Origin of the sequence: Methanoregula formicica SMSP, from assembly GCF_000327485.1 — an archaeon.
GTDB lineage: Archaea > Halobacteriota > Methanomicrobia > Methanomicrobiales > Methanospirillaceae > Methanoregula > Methanoregula formicica.
On sequence record NC_019943.1, the window covers coordinates 1,377,735 to 1,390,999 of the forward strand.

Sequence of the window (13,265 nt, forward strand, 5' to 3'; positions counted from 1 at the left end):
GAACCCTTGGCTTCACGGACAATTCTGAAATCTCCATATCCCTGCTTCAACCAATAATATACTGGAGTTACCCCGAATATATGACAGATTTTCTGCTGCCTGCCAATGCACAGCATGAGCCCTTGGCAATACATACTCCCCCCCATGGTCAAAAGGAGCCCGTAGCGGGCTCCGCTCACGTCTCCGGGAATGCGTGGACACTCAATGTGCTAACTCATGTCCACATCCCCCGGCCCCAACCGGTCATTTACGTCGGAGAATCCGGGCAATAGATCCCATACCTATGTCCACCGTTAAACGTGGCCGGAAAAACGCACCTTCTCTCCCCTGTGGGCACAAAAACACGTCGCCGGCCACAACGGCGTGATCCTTTTTTTTGGATTCGGAACGGGAAAAATGGGGATTATTCTGGGGTAGCTGCACCCAATTGAGTTTTTTGTTAAATCCCTGGCAAACTTCACGCAAAAGGAAAGAATTACTCAAGCACCCGTACTCTGCATACCTTCTTTACTATGGATGCAAGCTCCTTGTCCGCCGTGAACAGCGCCCCGTGTTCGCGCACTGCGGCGGCAACGAACAGCGCATCGTAGAGGGAAATATTGAGCTCACAGGCCAGGTCTAGGGCCGGATCGATCAATTCGGCTGAGGGGATGGGATCGCAGAGCTGAGTGATATAGTAGATGGCATCGTGGAGCATCTCCTTCACGTCAGCGGGGCTGTCTGCCCCCGATGCTATCCGTTTCGCGGCAACCTGTGCTGCGTCTGCCACGGCACTGTCCACCGTGACATAAAGTTCAAAACCAAGTTTCCTGATCGTCCTTGTTGTCATATCTTCCGGGAAAAAGACCGTGGCAATGACGCTTGAATCGAGAACGGTCTTACCGATCATCGCGGGCCTCACGGATAATCCGGGCTGCAGGCATGCCCGGGATTTTTGTTTCCTGTCTCTTTTGTGCATTATCCAGGAGCTGTTTTCTGCGTTTCATCCTGATCGTATTCTCGATGAGGGCCCGAATCTCCTCCTGGCACTCCTTTCCCGGCAGCTCGTCGATCATCTTCCGTACCCGTGAATCGATCCGGATACTGTAAACAGAGGTTGCCATAAGTATATTGTATACAATATTTGTATATGAAAATACCGTCATTTTTTGCGCAGCCAGGATCGCAAAATTCTCGCTCCGTTGCCTCTGAAACCTGCGCTGCGTCTCCGGTTTTGGAAATTTTTGGTTTATTCAGATAAGCATACCTTTTATTCGCTCCAACAGGTTTGTGCCACACGACCGGGCACCAGGAGCCGGGTGGAACGAGAAACCTTCTCATCGAAAACTCATTACGGATAGCGTATGCTCTCGCGTTCCATCTGCCCGGCCCGGTATGTGGCAGGACTAAAAAAATGCAGACAGAGAACAAAAAGAACGAGTTGAACCGGATAAACGATGATCGCAGGAATGATGGATCGCGGATCGCCGGTTTGGGACACGGTGCCGGATGCAAAGATGGTGCCGGAAGCATGTCCCCAGTATCGCAGGAAGATCAGAAAAAACCATGGACCGGACGGGAAAACCGCAGGAGGACCAGAAAATAACACTGGAACTGATGGGAAAACCGCACGAAGAACAGACAACAACCAAGGGCCTGATCGGAACACTGCCGGAAGCGACAAGAAAGGATACCGGCCCGGGCCGGATCAAAAGGCCGTTTGTGGCCATCCGGGAAGCAAAACGGCGGGCTGCCATATGGGGGTTCGCCGTCGCCGATGTTGTATCAGATGGAGATCTCCCGTACGATTTCATCGCCATGAAGGACGGGATCACGAGTTTCGTTCGAATCCGCCGCATCCGCGATTCCTGGTTTGACAGCAAAAGAATCCAGGATCGCTGCAGGAAAGAGATCGCAGCGTTCCGGGCAATGAAACAGCAGCCGGGACTCATCTTCGAGCTCTGGATCCGGGGATTTGCCCGGGCTTTCCACCGGTATCGGATCCTGCCGGATACGATCGGGAAGATCGGGATTGTCCTGGAGCCGGAGACCCGGGCAGGAAAGAAAGCCCTTGACGAAGAACGGCAGGCCGGCCAATGATGTGCTGTGGATTAAACAATTAATCCATTTTTGCCGGATAAGAGCAGCAACTCCGAATGAATACCGGAAAAACAGGAATGTAATTCAATCCGTATCACAAAAATCAAAAAACCGGAATACTTCACGGCCTTCCCGCACATTCCCGGTCAGCCGCCACATCCCGGGTAACAACCGCCCCGGCTTCCACATGGGCACCGGCACCGATAGACACACCCGGTGCGATTACAGCCTTCTCCCCAATCACGCAACCCTCGCCAAGGATGATCCCCCTCGAAGGTTTTTGTTGTATGCGGGAGAAGACCGGTTCGCCAACGAGCCGGACACCCGGCCCAATCTGCACGTTGTTCTCAATCCGTGTAAACTGCGGGATCCAGACATCCTCACGGACAGTCACATTGTTGCCGATAACAACATCCATGTCAATACAAGCGCCGTCACCCAGGGTGACGTTATCCCCAAGGGCAGTCTCGCTGCGGATCAGGACATCATTCCCGCACCGGAACCGGTCGCCGATGAAGACATTGCCAAAGATGATGCAATGCCGGCCTATCGAGGGATCCGCACCCAGGTGTACGCCGGGAAAGATCTCGGACTTTAGTGCAGCGGGGGACGGAAAACCGATCAGGGTAGACTGCACCATGCGGAACGAGGCCTGGAACTGCTGCAGGTTACCGGGAATCATCGAGAAAACTTCCTATCGGATTGTGTGAGATTTATTTTTTTGTGTTCTATCATAGTAACAACAATATGATAAAAATTTTCTTTTGCATTTTCATTGAAAGAAATCCTTTCGTTGTCTTCTGTTTACCATACCGGGCATGGAAAAAATCCCTTAAACTCCCCCTCTACGTGGGTTGCTGGAAGAGCAAAACCATAACCACCTTCTCCTTTTTATAGCATCCCTCACACAGATTGATCAACCGATGTACTTCTTCTTCCACCTCTTCACCGGCATCGTGCTCGGTTTTCTCTGTTCCGAACTCTTCAACGACCGACGGTGGCTCATTCCCTGCACGATTGGTGCCATCCTCCCGGACCTTATCGATAAGCCACTCGGGTACCTGATCCTCAATACGTCAATAGGGTTTGGGAGGATCTTCACCCACACCCTCGCGCTCGCGCTCCTGATTGTTGCAGTTGGTATTGTGTACTGGTTGTTTCGAAGAGATCCCGGTCTTGCTGCGCTTGGTATCGGCATTCTCTCGCACCAGGCGCTGGACCTGATGTGGCGCCAGCCGGTGAACTGGTACTATCCCTTCCTCGGGTCATTCTCCGGTACCCATACCGAGGATTTCTTCTGGGTGAAATTTCTCGAAGAACTTCACAATCCTTTCGAGCTCATCCTCGGGGCCATGGTTCTCATCCTGGTGCTCGCTGTCCTCTTCCGGTCCCGCATCTCCCCGGTTCTTAAAGAAAGACGGGCGGTCATCTCCCTTATCATGGCATTCAGTGCGCTCGTGTTCGGCAGCCTTGCCGGGATCCTTATCGGCTGGGGGATTGGAGGACACACGCTCCGGCAGGTTGGCTGGGGACGGCCGGAGGAATTGATCCTTGGCGGCCTTGTCATTGCCCTTGCATCGCTCCTCTTCTGGCGTTGGCAGAGTATTGTCAGCAGGTCATGAAAATATCCGGTGTGCAGAGATCATAACCAGACATCGGTGAATTTCAATCAAGACAGGTATAGTATTAAAACTAAAGTGCGGATTCTGTTTTTAGCAACTACATCCCTTATCCAAGATCGTTCATGCCGGAAAAAAAGAGGCGATCTAAAGGCCCAATGTTGACTTAACCTGTGCCTTAGTCATACCCCAAGTAATTTTTTTCCCAAACATCAGCTGGACGGCCTTCCAGTCAATGGAATTCGGCTCTATTGCGGAGTTGGCATTTGTGTAGAAGATACTATCCGTATATTTGTAGGTCTCACCAAGGAAACCCATCTTCGTGAGAGCACTGCGCACCAGCCACTTCTTCCGTGCAGCCCCGCTGAGATCGGAATTGACATACACCTTCTCGGTTGTGGTGATGATGTAGTATTTCCCGGTATCGGTATCCCGGAATTCATCTGTCCGGGAATTTGTGTCTACCTGAAGAAGCCCCTCCTCCGGAATAAAAAAGATGGGGATGTCGCCTTGTCCCTGGAGGTTTAAGTTGGTGGAGAGTTTTGTGGTTGCTGAATTCACGTTGAAATCGTCTATGAATTCCTTAAGGTGCTGGACATCGCTGTCGGAATAAGACCCGGAAATGGAGAGGGATATTAAAGTCTTGTTTGATTTCTCCAGTTTACTGTTGTCCGGACCGAAGGCAATATCGAGCAGGTGATTGCCGATATCACTCGCGCTATAGACTTTGGCTGTCGGGGTGGCAGTCGGTTTTGCAGTAGTAGCAGCAGGTTTTGCCGTTGTTGCAGCGGGTTTCGCGGTCGTTGCAGCCGGCTTTGCCGTGGTCTTCGCAACGGTCACGTTTTTCTGGCCGGTACTTGTCGCATTGGTTGTGTTGCCGAAAGGCACCCAGTCGCCGGAAAGGAACATTGTCCCGGCAATGAAGAGCACAATGATCGCAAAACCGATGATAAGGGGGACGTACGGCTTCACCGCGCCAAAATCCGGGGACTTCACCGGTTCATCGGCAAGGGGATAGGCTTTGATCGGGGACTCCACCTGGGTCGATCCGTCCGCCGTGACAGCAATATCGAATGTTTTCCCCCCGTGCAGGACGGGCTTTCCCAAGGGTGATGAGACGGCAGGGGTAGGCCGGTCATCCCCTCCGGATCCCAGCGCCATGAGCAGGGCAGGATCGGCAAGTGTCGATGCTTCACGGGCAAGCCGTTCGCGCTGCCGGATAACTTCAGCCGAGACCTTCCTGAGCGGTTCTGTAATCGCATCCCAGCCGATATCCGCCTCCTGGTCGTATTTCAGTGCCTCCGGGGTCCGGTTCAGGAGGGACTCGAACTCCTCAAGCTCGCATTCCTCATAGCAGGCAGAAAGCGCAGCAAAGATCTCTTTTACCGCAACATCCTTGTTGAAATGCGCTACTACGGATGGAGCCACCAGCTGGACGATCTCCGCATCAAAGGCCGGTTCCGGGAATTTCTGGCAAAACCGGGTGGCAATGAACGAGAGTTCCTTGAGAACCGACTGCCACTGGCGGTTCGTGCCCAGCCGTTTCCGGATCATTCCGGCAAGGGGCGTTGCAAGGGCCTCGATTAGGGTGCGGTCGACATCATATAACCCGACAGCTGCCGCATCCCGCATCTCTTCAATCACGTTCGAGAACGTGGCAAGGAGCATTACGTAGTTGGGAACAATACCCTGCTTTTTGATGAGACGGTATATCTTTTCCAGGTCGTCAAGGAACGCGAGCAGGTCAAAACAGAGCCGGGCACGCGTGGCAACGGCGGCATCGCCCCCGGCCGCGCGCTCCTTCTCCACCTTGAGTTCATTGCATTTTTCGGTAAGGAACCGCAGGGCCGGGCGGAGGTCCTGCTCTTCCACGATGAGAATGCCTTTTGTGTAAAGTTCCAGGAAGGCATGGATTGCCTGCCGCCTCCCGGTATCGCGGACCTGGTAATATTTCAGGCAATAATCATGGTAGGTAGTATAATCAGATTCATTAAATTGGATCTGAATTTTTTCCATCAGATATAATCCGTAATTCTGGTATTCAACTGTTTTGGTATACTCGTGGAGAGGATCTCTGTCGTTAATTGGTCGTTCCCGGAATAAATTTTCCGCAAAAAAGCGTGAAGAGGTGTATGACCGGGTGATGGAAAAAATGGAAGGCGGGAATGCTCAGTGCCCGGAGCGGGCAGGGGTGTGCGTGATGGCGGGGAGCTTTGCCTGGCTGGTAAATGTCTCACCATACCCGTCCGGGAAGGTCACCCGGCTGATATGAGGGGAGAAGTCCGGGTTCATGAGCCGGGCAAACCAGTATTGGTTCAGGATTTTATCCGCATTCCGGAACAACAGGGCCGGTATCTTCATCGTGATACCATCATCTCCCGCAGATCGCGATGCAAAGCCCGAAACGGTGAGCTGGACAAAAGTGGGAGAGACGGCATTGACCGTTGCCTCCCGGTTGTACTCCGAACAGGCGGCTTCAGCCAGTCTGGCACCAGGGTCCATGATAGTGGTAAAGACAATCACTTTCTCCTAACCAGGAACGTTCATGCTCGAACGTGATGACGGTATCGACATTGTCAGGGACCGTGATATCAAGGGTTTTGCCGGAATGCCTGCACCGGGCAGGCAAGTGCCAGGAGCACAAGGAAAATAACCCCGGCAAAGAGGAGTAATCTGTCTGGCATACCTGTCAGCAGGGGGGGTAATATCCGCTCTCCGTAAATACGGTCTCCCGGATAAGGGCAGGATTCGCCTTCCCGTCCCCATGGCAGACGTATCTTTCGCCAGGATTTTTATTCATGATATTCATGCCCTTGTACAGACAAGATCATATTGAAACCTGCATATAAAAAGAAAATTACCTATATCCCAATATCCAAAAAGATGATCGGAAACCCATGAAGAAAAAGGATCTCGCCATCATCGTCGTCACGGTCTGGCTTATCGTTATCACGGTATTCATGCTCCTTGCCGCACGGATTGACCTTGAGATCTTTTTTGTTCTCTGGCTGATCGGCCTCCTCGTGATTGTCGAACTGATGGATACACGGTTTACCCTGCCACCGTACATGCGGTACCTCAAGTACGTGGTTGCTGCAGGTATCCTTCTCTTCGGGGGCATTGTTGCAATAAAAGTCATGGAGATCCTTGCACGATGAATGTAAAGATCCGGTACGCGGTTTTTTTCCTGCTCGTGATCGCGATACTCGCAGCCCTCGTCCTGACTATTCCCGCTCCCCTGCTGTACTCGCTTGAAGAGGACTCCTTCCCGTCCCCGTTCCATAAGAATACCGATGTCCTGAAACTGCAGGCAACCAACAGCACGGACGATATCGTACCGGAAATCCAGGAATTTGTCGATTTTACCGGGCCGCTATCGCTCTCCATCCGGGTCCACGACATCGAACAGGCGCGACGGGACTTCGAGCGGTTCCAGAACAGCCACGGTTCATTAAAGAACCTGATCGTGAAACTGGACATGAACGAGAGCGAGATCCAGGAACTGGAGAGAAACACGGCCATGCAGAAGGAGATCCTGGATTCCCTTCTCAATACAACCATCTCCTTAGACGAGCTCCAGGTGATGGAGATCCAGTACCACAGCGAGAACAACCAGGATATGCTCACCACGATCCGTCTCCGGGGAGAAGAACTGCGGAAGAAAGTCCGCGGCATGGGTGCACGGTACCGCAATGCAACGGAACGCGTGGCTGACAGCGGCCGGAAACTCGGTATCAACACGACGAAGAACCAGGAGAGCCAGGTTGTTGTCGACCAGATCATCGAGCAGATCGAGAACCCGGAGGCCGAGACGCTGCTCCGGGTCGATACCTCGCTCGTCCCGGGTGACGACCGCATCTCTCTCTTCCTCCGCCCGGAAACAGGAAAATACCGCGAAGTGATCGAGTACATGGGGATCTCGCTCTCGCTCCAGGGAAATGTCACGCGCCGTGAAGGAGGAAAACAGATTATCCTGTACATGGATGACGTCCCGTTCTCCACCCTCACAACGGACAGTTTCGGGTATTACAACACAAAGATCCCGATTGAACGCACACTCTCGGGGACCCATACTGTTTATTCCCGCTCTCCCACGTCGCGTTCCGTGAACCGGACACTGACGGTGGAGCAGGTAGCATCCGCGACAAACCTCTCGGTGAGCCGGACCAATAAGACCACGACCGTCAACTGTTCCGGCGCGGTCATGGCCAATTACCCGGTCCGTTCCGCCTCTGTCGAGCTGGTCTGGGACGAGACACACGTGCTGGTCACCAAGACTGACAGCCGGGGATGGTTCATGAAAGAGATCGATCTTCCTCCGGGAAGACACACGATCCTTGCACGGTTCAATGGAGCAGGATACCCCATCGACCCGTCGGCAAGCGATCTACAGGTGATTGAGATCTCGCTCATCCCAAAGACCGGTGATGAGCTGGAACTCTGGGACATCCTCCTCGTCATCTTTGCCATTGTAATCGTTGCGGGTTTTGTCAAAGCTGCCCTGTATTACATCCAGCGGATGACGCGTAAGATCGAGGCCCGTGCAGAAAAGACTGATGGGATTTTGGTAAATTCCGGTGTCAGCGCTTCAGCAGAGGATTTGGGAGGCGATTTGCCAGCCCAGCCTGCCGATACCAGCGAACTGATGGACCCCGACAATGAAACACTCATCTCGTATTACACCCGCCTCCTGCAGGAAAAAGGGCTGAAGGCTGCATCCTGGCGTGTGTACCAGCAGCTGGCTGCACGGGTAGCGCGTGACCAGGAGATCCGCCGCCACCGCACGCTGACAGCACGCGAGATCTCCCGCGGCTGCAAAGGCAAACCGTACTGTCGCCCGTTCGCCCGGTTCATTGCCGTATATGAACGTATCCGGTATGGCGGGATCGTTTCGGTCAGGGACCAGACCGTCTTCGAGACGGCCCTGCATACTACGGACGAACAGATGGAGGGTGATGGCCATTAGGTATGCTTCATGGATAGCCGGGGGCGTCTTTGTTGCGGCCCTTGTCCTCCTCTTCCTGCACCTCTCGGCCAATGACATGGAGTTCTCGCGGTACAATACCGGCTGGAACGGGACATCTGCATTCTTCTCCGACCTTGGCCGCGACAGGACAATTGAGGTCTTCGACCCGGGAGTCCTTGACAAGCAGCCGGGAAACGCGACACTCCTGATCCTTGCGCCGCACCGCAGTCCAACCGAACGGGAGATTGCCGGGTACAAGGCATTCCTTGCCGGAGGGCACACCATCATCCTTGCCGATGACTTCGGTGCCGGCAATGAAATCCTGGCAGGGATCGGCAGCAGGGTAACGATCACTCCCGTGAACATCTCCAGCCTCGACCGCCAGTATGCTGACCCGTACCTGATCATCGCGTACCGTACGCAGGAAACGGGACCCTTTGTCATGCCATCGGAGATAACACTGAACGGTGCGGCGTTACTGGAGGGCGGATCGCCGCTCGTGCTTACATCGGTCATGAGCTGGGCTGACCGGAACGCAAACAACCGGCTCAATGCCGGTGAAGAGATGGGCACCCTGCCGGTGATGGTCCAGGAATCCATCGGGCCCGGCAGGCTCGTTGTCCTGTCCGATCCCAGCATTTTCGTCAACACGATGTATCTCCAGCCGGAGAACGCAAACAACCGTGCGCTTATTGACAACCTGACCACACAGGACAGCTTCCTTCTTATTGACCAGATGAATTCCCGCACCGCGGACGCGAAAGGATTAAGCGGGATTCTTCATGTAGTAAGAAATACAGTAATTATAGAAATTCTCATATTCTGCCTGCTGATCCTGGGCATAGCGTGGGCCTGGAGAAAGAAGGCTGTTTAGGTGAAAGGATGGACCACAGTAATCTTGAGAAAAAAATTGTCGATATGTCCCGGAAAACCGGGCGGGAAGGCACCAGCAGACACGCCGGGATCGCACCGGCCGGCAACGATTCAGAAAGCGTGGGAAAAGAAACATCCGGGCGGCTTCCCCTTCCGGAACTGAAAAAAGAAGTCGAGGAGATCTCCGGTCTTGCCGCCCTCATCAACGAGCGGCTGAACGAGTTCGTTGTCGGGAACCATGAGGTCATCGACCTGATCCTTCTTGCCCTCTTAAACGAAGGGCATATCCTGGTAGAGGGGGTGCCGGGAACCGCCAAGACCACGATTGCAAAATCCATCGCCCTCCTGACCGGCTGCAGCTTCAACCGTATCCAGGGGGCCATCGATCTCCAGCCCGCGGATATGCTTGGTGTGAGGATCTACGACCAGTACAAGAAGGAGTTTGTCCTCCGGAAGGGACCGGTCTTCACCAACATCCTCCTTGCCGATGAGATCAACCGTATCAACCCGAAATCGCAGAGCGCATTTATCGAGGCAATGAGCGAGCGCCAGGTCACGCTGGACGGGATCACCATGCCGATGCAGTCGCCGTTCTGTGTCATTGCAACGCAGAACCCCCATGAATTCGAGGGGACATTTCCGCTCATCGAAGTCCAGCGCGACCGGTTCATGTTCTCCATACGTTCCGATTACTTAAACCCGGATGAAGAACTCAGCATCATCCGGCGCGCCAATGAGGGCATGCTCCAGTGGGAGACCTATTCCCAGTCTCTTTCACCCATCCTCACCCCCGGCGCCCTCAAACATTACATCCAGGTAATCCGCCAGGTCTCTATCGAAGAACCAGTCCTCCAGTACATCCGCGACCTTGTGATCGCAACGCGGACGCATCCCGACATCGAACTCGGTGGATCGTCCCGTGCCTCTCTTGCCCTGGTCAGTGGCGGCAAAGCGCTCGCTGCCCTGAACAACCGCACCTATGTCATCCCCGACGATATCAAGCAGGTGTCACGGGCGGCACTCACGCACCGGATCATCTTGTCGCGCGACGCGGAAGTGGAAGGGGTCACACGGGGACAGGTGCTTGAAGAAATCCTCTCCAAAGTCGAGGTGCTCTGAGTTTTGCAGCTGAGACGGTGCACACAGGGGATCTGTCTTGTCAACCTCCTCTTAATTTCCGGAGCACTGGCACTCGATGACCCCGTGCTCCTCCTCGCCGGGAGTACGCTTGCCATTGCGGTTCTCGGGCAGTATCTCGTTTTCGACAGCGAAGTCCGGAAGATTGCGTCCTCCGTCCAGTGCCGGCGGACACTGGGCCGGAATATGGTCCGCCGGGGCACCTCGCTTATGGTAACAACCCGGATCACGCTCCGCGGCATGCCGCGTGTCCATGTCATCATCGAAGAACTCCCTCCTCATAAGACACTCCTCATGGATGGTGAGACAATAATCGATACCGTGTCTGGCAGTCCCGAGCAGACATACCTGTGCCGCTACCGGATCATTCCCCTTATCCACGGGGATCTCCGGTTTTCCGGAATTTCCCTCACGTTCAGGAATCTCTTTTTTTCTGAAACGCTGCGATTATCCCGGCAGACGGAGACGGGCCCGGTCCTCTCGGTCCTGCCGGCAGGGCTTTTTCAGGCACCCTCATCGGATTCCCTGGAAGGGACACGGGACAACCGGAAGGCAAGCATCCTCTCAACCGTTGACGTCCACTCGCTCCGGGAATACCAGCCCGGCGATGACCTGCGCCACGTGGACTGGAAGATCTCGGCCAAGTACAACAAAATGTTTATCCGGAAATACAGCACCCCGACAAGCTTTCCCCCGCTTCTCATTGTCGACCTCCCCTGGTGCGGGGCGCCCTACTCAGAAAAGGCATTCGCAAAGATGATCTCCGAGGTTACCGGGATGGTGACCGATACCCTGCAGTCCTTCCAGCATATCTCCATCCTCTTCATCTCCGGCCCAAATATCATTCACCTCATCCGCGAGGAGAAGAACCCGGCACACTGCCTTGCAGAACTCAAAGAGTGGATGCACCCGGCCGAACGCTCCGTCCACTTCTACCGCATGCCGGATCGGAACGATCTCAGGAGCATGATCCGGCACTGCGAGAATGCCGGGGCACAGGCACGGGATCCGCGGATCCGGACGGCTCTTGAAACCCTGAAGGAGCGGTATACCGGAATCCTGTATTGCCAGCGGAACCCGGCCTTTGCCGGGCAGGTCACCCGGACACTCTCGCAGCTGCTCCTGAATAACGCATATCTCTTCACGCTCGGCTGCGGGGACACAAGCCATATCCGGCATGTGGTCAGGCCCCTCCGGACCTGCCAGATCCAAGTGACGGTCCGGGTCGTTGAGGAAGTACGGGAAGGAAGACCTGTCCGGCGGGATACCTTTTCAGCAGCCCGCGGGGTGGGTGCATGAACACATTCCTGCCGGAATTCCGGTTCCTTGTGCCCCTTGCAGCAGGGATTATCGCAATAACCGCATACGTACGACCAGAGATCTGGTACCCTGCCCCGGCCCTTCTCCTAGCATTCCTTGGCATCTACGCAGTTTCCCGCAGCTGGCCGGACCGGGGATTCTATCTTGTCTGCTCCGGCGTGCTCCTCATCACAGCAGCGGGCGCCATGAACCTCTGGGCCGGGCTCTTTACCGTATGGATGGTAGCCGGTACTGTCTGTTCCTCGCATGGCATTCTCAAGAATACACCGGACTTCCACTCCTTCCTCTGTTTCTGCGGAATCACCACCGCCGTTGCGCTGCTTGTTAAATTCTCGAACCATGTAGTACTTCCGTTATCTGTCCTTACGGCTGGTTTTCTCATCGTTCTCCTTGTCCAGTCCGTGCGCATATACCAGTTCAAAAAACAGTATTCCGGTGGTGTATCATGATCACGTTCGCAACGATCAATCCACGCTACAAGGCAGCCCTTGCACTCGTAATCCTGGCCGCTGTCCTTGTGGCAACGGCCATCCTGACCAACCGTGGCGACTTCACGAGCGCAGCCCTTGTCATTGCAGCCCTGGCCTGCATCCTGACAGGAATCTTCTTTGTCACGCTCTCCGCAAGCGACCCTCTTGATCTCCGCTATCTCAGTCTCCTGCCGGTCCAGGGCAGCATCAGCATGGCCCGCATCTGTGCAGATCTCGGGGCCCAGGGAAACGCCCATCTTATTCCCGGGGGCAGGGATGGCAGGGACCATCCCATGCTGCTGGTCCCGGCAGCGGAATACACCGGTATGCCGCTCCTCACCGAACCGTTCGTGGCAGGGCAGGACATGGCAGGAATCCTCGTGGAGCCTGCCAGTGCCCCCCTTCTCCGGCTGCTCAGGACACAACAGCACCTTGCGATTCCCCGTGACCCGGCCGGCCTGAACAACCTGGTCAGGGAACTTGGCGTAGACGTTCTTGAGGTGGCTGTGCAGATCAGTTCATCGGAAGAATCCGGGGTTATCACCATTGTCATGGAGGATTACCGGCTCATTGACGGGTGCCGTGCCATGGTTGCAGAATCTCCCAAGTGCTGTATCACGAGCCCCTGCCCGGTCTGCAGTCTCTTTGCATCGGTCTGTGCCGAAAGCACCGGAAAGGTTGTGCGTGTTGAACGGTGTTCTCCCGATATGAAAAAACCGGATGTGACGGCAATCTTCACGGTGCTGAACGAATAACCAGAAATCACCGGTTTTCCGGTAGTTCCGGTCGGGCCGGCACAGG

At 54.7% G+C, this 13,265-nt stretch carries 14 protein-coding genes; 9 read left to right on the forward strand and 5 right to left on the reverse strand.

Going from position 1 to position 13,265, the window contains the following annotated elements; translation table 11 throughout:
• Positions 1 to 475: 475 nt before the first annotated feature.
• Both METFOR_RS07045 and METFOR_RS15555 read right to left on the reverse strand, forming a co-directional pair.
• A complete protein-coding gene (locus METFOR_RS07045; protein ID WP_015285427.1) occupies positions 476 to 889 on the reverse strand; it encodes a type II toxin-antitoxin system VapC family toxin in 414 nt (137 codons plus the stop codon).
• Positions 879 to 1,103, reverse strand: a complete 225-nt coding sequence (locus tag METFOR_RS15555) for a hypothetical protein (protein WP_015285428.1) — start codon at positions 1,101 to 1,103, stop codon at positions 879 to 881. Before METFOR_RS15555 ends, METFOR_RS07045 begins: the two co-directional genes overlap by 11 nt.
• Before the next feature lie 442 nt (positions 1,104 to 1,545).
• On the opposite strand from METFOR_RS15555, the gene METFOR_RS07055 reads away from it, so the two are divergent.
• Entirely contained in the window at positions 1,546 to 2,079 is a 534-nt protein-coding gene (locus tag METFOR_RS07055) for a hypothetical protein (RefSeq protein ID WP_015285429.1), read from the forward strand.
• A 121-nt stretch (positions 2,080 to 2,200) separates the two neighbouring features.
• On the opposite strand, the gene METFOR_RS07060 is transcribed toward METFOR_RS07055, so the two are convergent.
• Positions 2,201 to 2,761 (reverse strand): DapH/DapD/GlmU-related protein, encoded by a 561-nt coding sequence (locus tag METFOR_RS07060; protein WP_015285430.1) that lies wholly within the window; start codon positions 2,759 to 2,761, stop codon positions 2,201 to 2,203.
• A 241-nt stretch (positions 2,762 to 3,002) separates the two neighbouring features.
• Here METFOR_RS07060 and METFOR_RS14530 point away from each other — a divergent pair, with 241 nt between their 5' ends.
• Positions 3,003 to 3,701, forward strand: a complete 699-nt coding sequence (locus tag METFOR_RS14530; RefSeq protein ID WP_015285431.1) for a metal-dependent hydrolase — start codon at positions 3,003 to 3,005, stop codon at positions 3,699 to 3,701.
• A gap of 144 nt (positions 3,702 to 3,845) precedes the next feature.
• Here the strand turns inward: METFOR_RS14530 and METFOR_RS07070 are convergent, their stop codons facing one another.
• Together METFOR_RS07070 and METFOR_RS07075 are read right to left on the reverse strand one after the other, a co-directional pair.
• Positions 3,846 to 5,714, reverse strand: coding sequence for a hypothetical protein (locus tag METFOR_RS07070; RefSeq protein WP_015285432.1), 1,869 nt, complete (start codon positions 5,712 to 5,714; stop codon positions 3,846 to 3,848).
• A gap of 153 nt (positions 5,715 to 5,867) precedes the next feature.
• Entirely contained in the window at positions 5,868 to 6,200 is a 333-nt protein-coding gene (locus METFOR_RS07075) for a hypothetical protein (RefSeq protein ID WP_148277625.1), read from the reverse strand.
• Positions 6,201 to 6,595: 395 nt separating this feature from the next.
• Between METFOR_RS07075 and METFOR_RS07080 the strand changes: the two genes are divergently transcribed.
• From METFOR_RS07080 to METFOR_RS07110, 7 genes are read left to right on the forward strand one after another with little or no spacing between them, the layout of a single operon-like run.
• Positions 6,596 to 6,856, forward strand: coding sequence for an MraY family glycosyltransferase (locus METFOR_RS07080; RefSeq protein ID WP_015285434.1), 261 nt, complete (start codon positions 6,596 to 6,598; stop codon positions 6,854 to 6,856).
• Positions 6,853 to 8,664, forward strand: coding sequence for a hypothetical protein (locus tag METFOR_RS07085; protein ID WP_015285435.1), 1,812 nt, complete (start codon positions 6,853 to 6,855; stop codon positions 8,662 to 8,664). Before METFOR_RS07080 ends, METFOR_RS07085 begins: the two co-directional genes overlap by 4 nt.
• A complete protein-coding gene (locus METFOR_RS07090; RefSeq protein ID WP_015285436.1) occupies positions 8,654 to 9,538 on the forward strand; it encodes a DUF4350 domain-containing protein in 885 nt (294 codons plus the stop codon). Before METFOR_RS07085 ends, METFOR_RS07090 begins: the two co-directional genes overlap by 11 nt.
• 8 nt (positions 9,539 to 9,546) lie before the next feature.
• Entirely contained in the window at positions 9,547 to 10,656 is a 1,110-nt protein-coding gene (locus METFOR_RS07095; protein WP_015285437.1) for an AAA family ATPase, read from the forward strand.
• 3 nt (positions 10,657 to 10,659) lie between these two features.
• On the forward strand, positions 10,660 to 11,973 hold the full coding sequence (locus METFOR_RS07100) for a DUF58 domain-containing protein (protein WP_015285438.1): 1,314 nt from the start codon (positions 10,660 to 10,662) through the stop codon (positions 11,971 to 11,973).
• Positions 11,970 to 12,443 (forward strand): hypothetical protein, encoded by a 474-nt coding sequence (locus METFOR_RS07105; protein ID WP_015285439.1) that lies wholly within the window; start codon positions 11,970 to 11,972, stop codon positions 12,441 to 12,443. The genes METFOR_RS07100 and METFOR_RS07105 overlap by 4 nt, the downstream gene beginning before the upstream one ends.
• Entirely contained in the window at positions 12,440 to 13,219 is a 780-nt protein-coding gene (locus tag METFOR_RS07110) for a hypothetical protein (RefSeq protein ID WP_015285440.1), read from the forward strand. The genes METFOR_RS07105 and METFOR_RS07110 overlap by 4 nt, the downstream gene beginning before the upstream one ends.
• The last annotated feature ends 46 nt before the right edge of the window (positions 13,220 to 13,265 follow it).

Excerpts from the sequence above, each read along its gene's own strand:
- METFOR_RS07045 (WP_015285427.1), bottom strand. The coding sequence starts at position 889 with ATGATCGGTAAGACCGTTCTCGATTCAAGCGTCATTGCCACGGTCTTT.
- METFOR_RS07080 (WP_015285434.1), top strand. The coding sequence starts at position 6,596 with ATGAAGAAAAAGGATCTCGCCATCATCGTCGTCACGGTCTGGCTTATC.
- METFOR_RS07105 (WP_015285439.1), top strand. The coding sequence starts at position 11,970 with ATGAACACATTCCTGCCGGAATTCCGGTTCCTTGTGCCCCTTGCAGCA.
- METFOR_RS07060 (WP_015285430.1), bottom strand. The coding sequence starts at position 2,761 with ATGATTCCCGGTAACCTGCAGCAGTTCCAGGCCTCGTTCCGCATGGTG.
- METFOR_RS07070 (WP_015285432.1), bottom strand. The coding sequence starts at position 5,714 with ATGGAAAAAATTCAGATCCAATTTAATGAATCTGATTATACTACCTAC.
- METFOR_RS15555 (WP_015285428.1), bottom strand. The coding sequence starts at position 1,103 with ATGGCAACCTCTGTTTACAGTATCCGGATCGATTCACGGGTACGGAAG.
- METFOR_RS14530 (WP_015285431.1), top strand. The coding sequence starts at position 3,003 with ATGTACTTCTTCTTCCACCTCTTCACCGGCATCGTGCTCGGTTTTCTC.
- METFOR_RS07055 (WP_015285429.1), top strand. The coding sequence starts at position 1,546 with ATGGACCGGACGGGAAAACCGCAGGAGGACCAGAAAATAACACTGGAA.
- METFOR_RS07095 (WP_015285437.1), top strand. The coding sequence starts at position 9,547 with ATGGACCACAGTAATCTTGAGAAAAAAATTGTCGATATGTCCCGGAAA.
- METFOR_RS07085 (WP_015285435.1), top strand. The coding sequence starts at position 6,853 with ATGAATGTAAAGATCCGGTACGCGGTTTTTTTCCTGCTCGTGATCGCG.
- METFOR_RS07075 (WP_148277625.1), bottom strand. The coding sequence starts at position 6,200 with ATGGACCCTGGTGCCAGACTGGCTGAAGCCGCCTGTTCGGAGTACAAC.
- METFOR_RS07110 (WP_015285440.1), top strand. The coding sequence starts at position 12,440 with ATGATCACGTTCGCAACGATCAATCCACGCTACAAGGCAGCCCTTGCA.
- METFOR_RS07090 (WP_015285436.1), top strand. The coding sequence starts at position 8,654 with ATGGCCATTAGGTATGCTTCATGGATAGCCGGGGGCGTCTTTGTTGCG.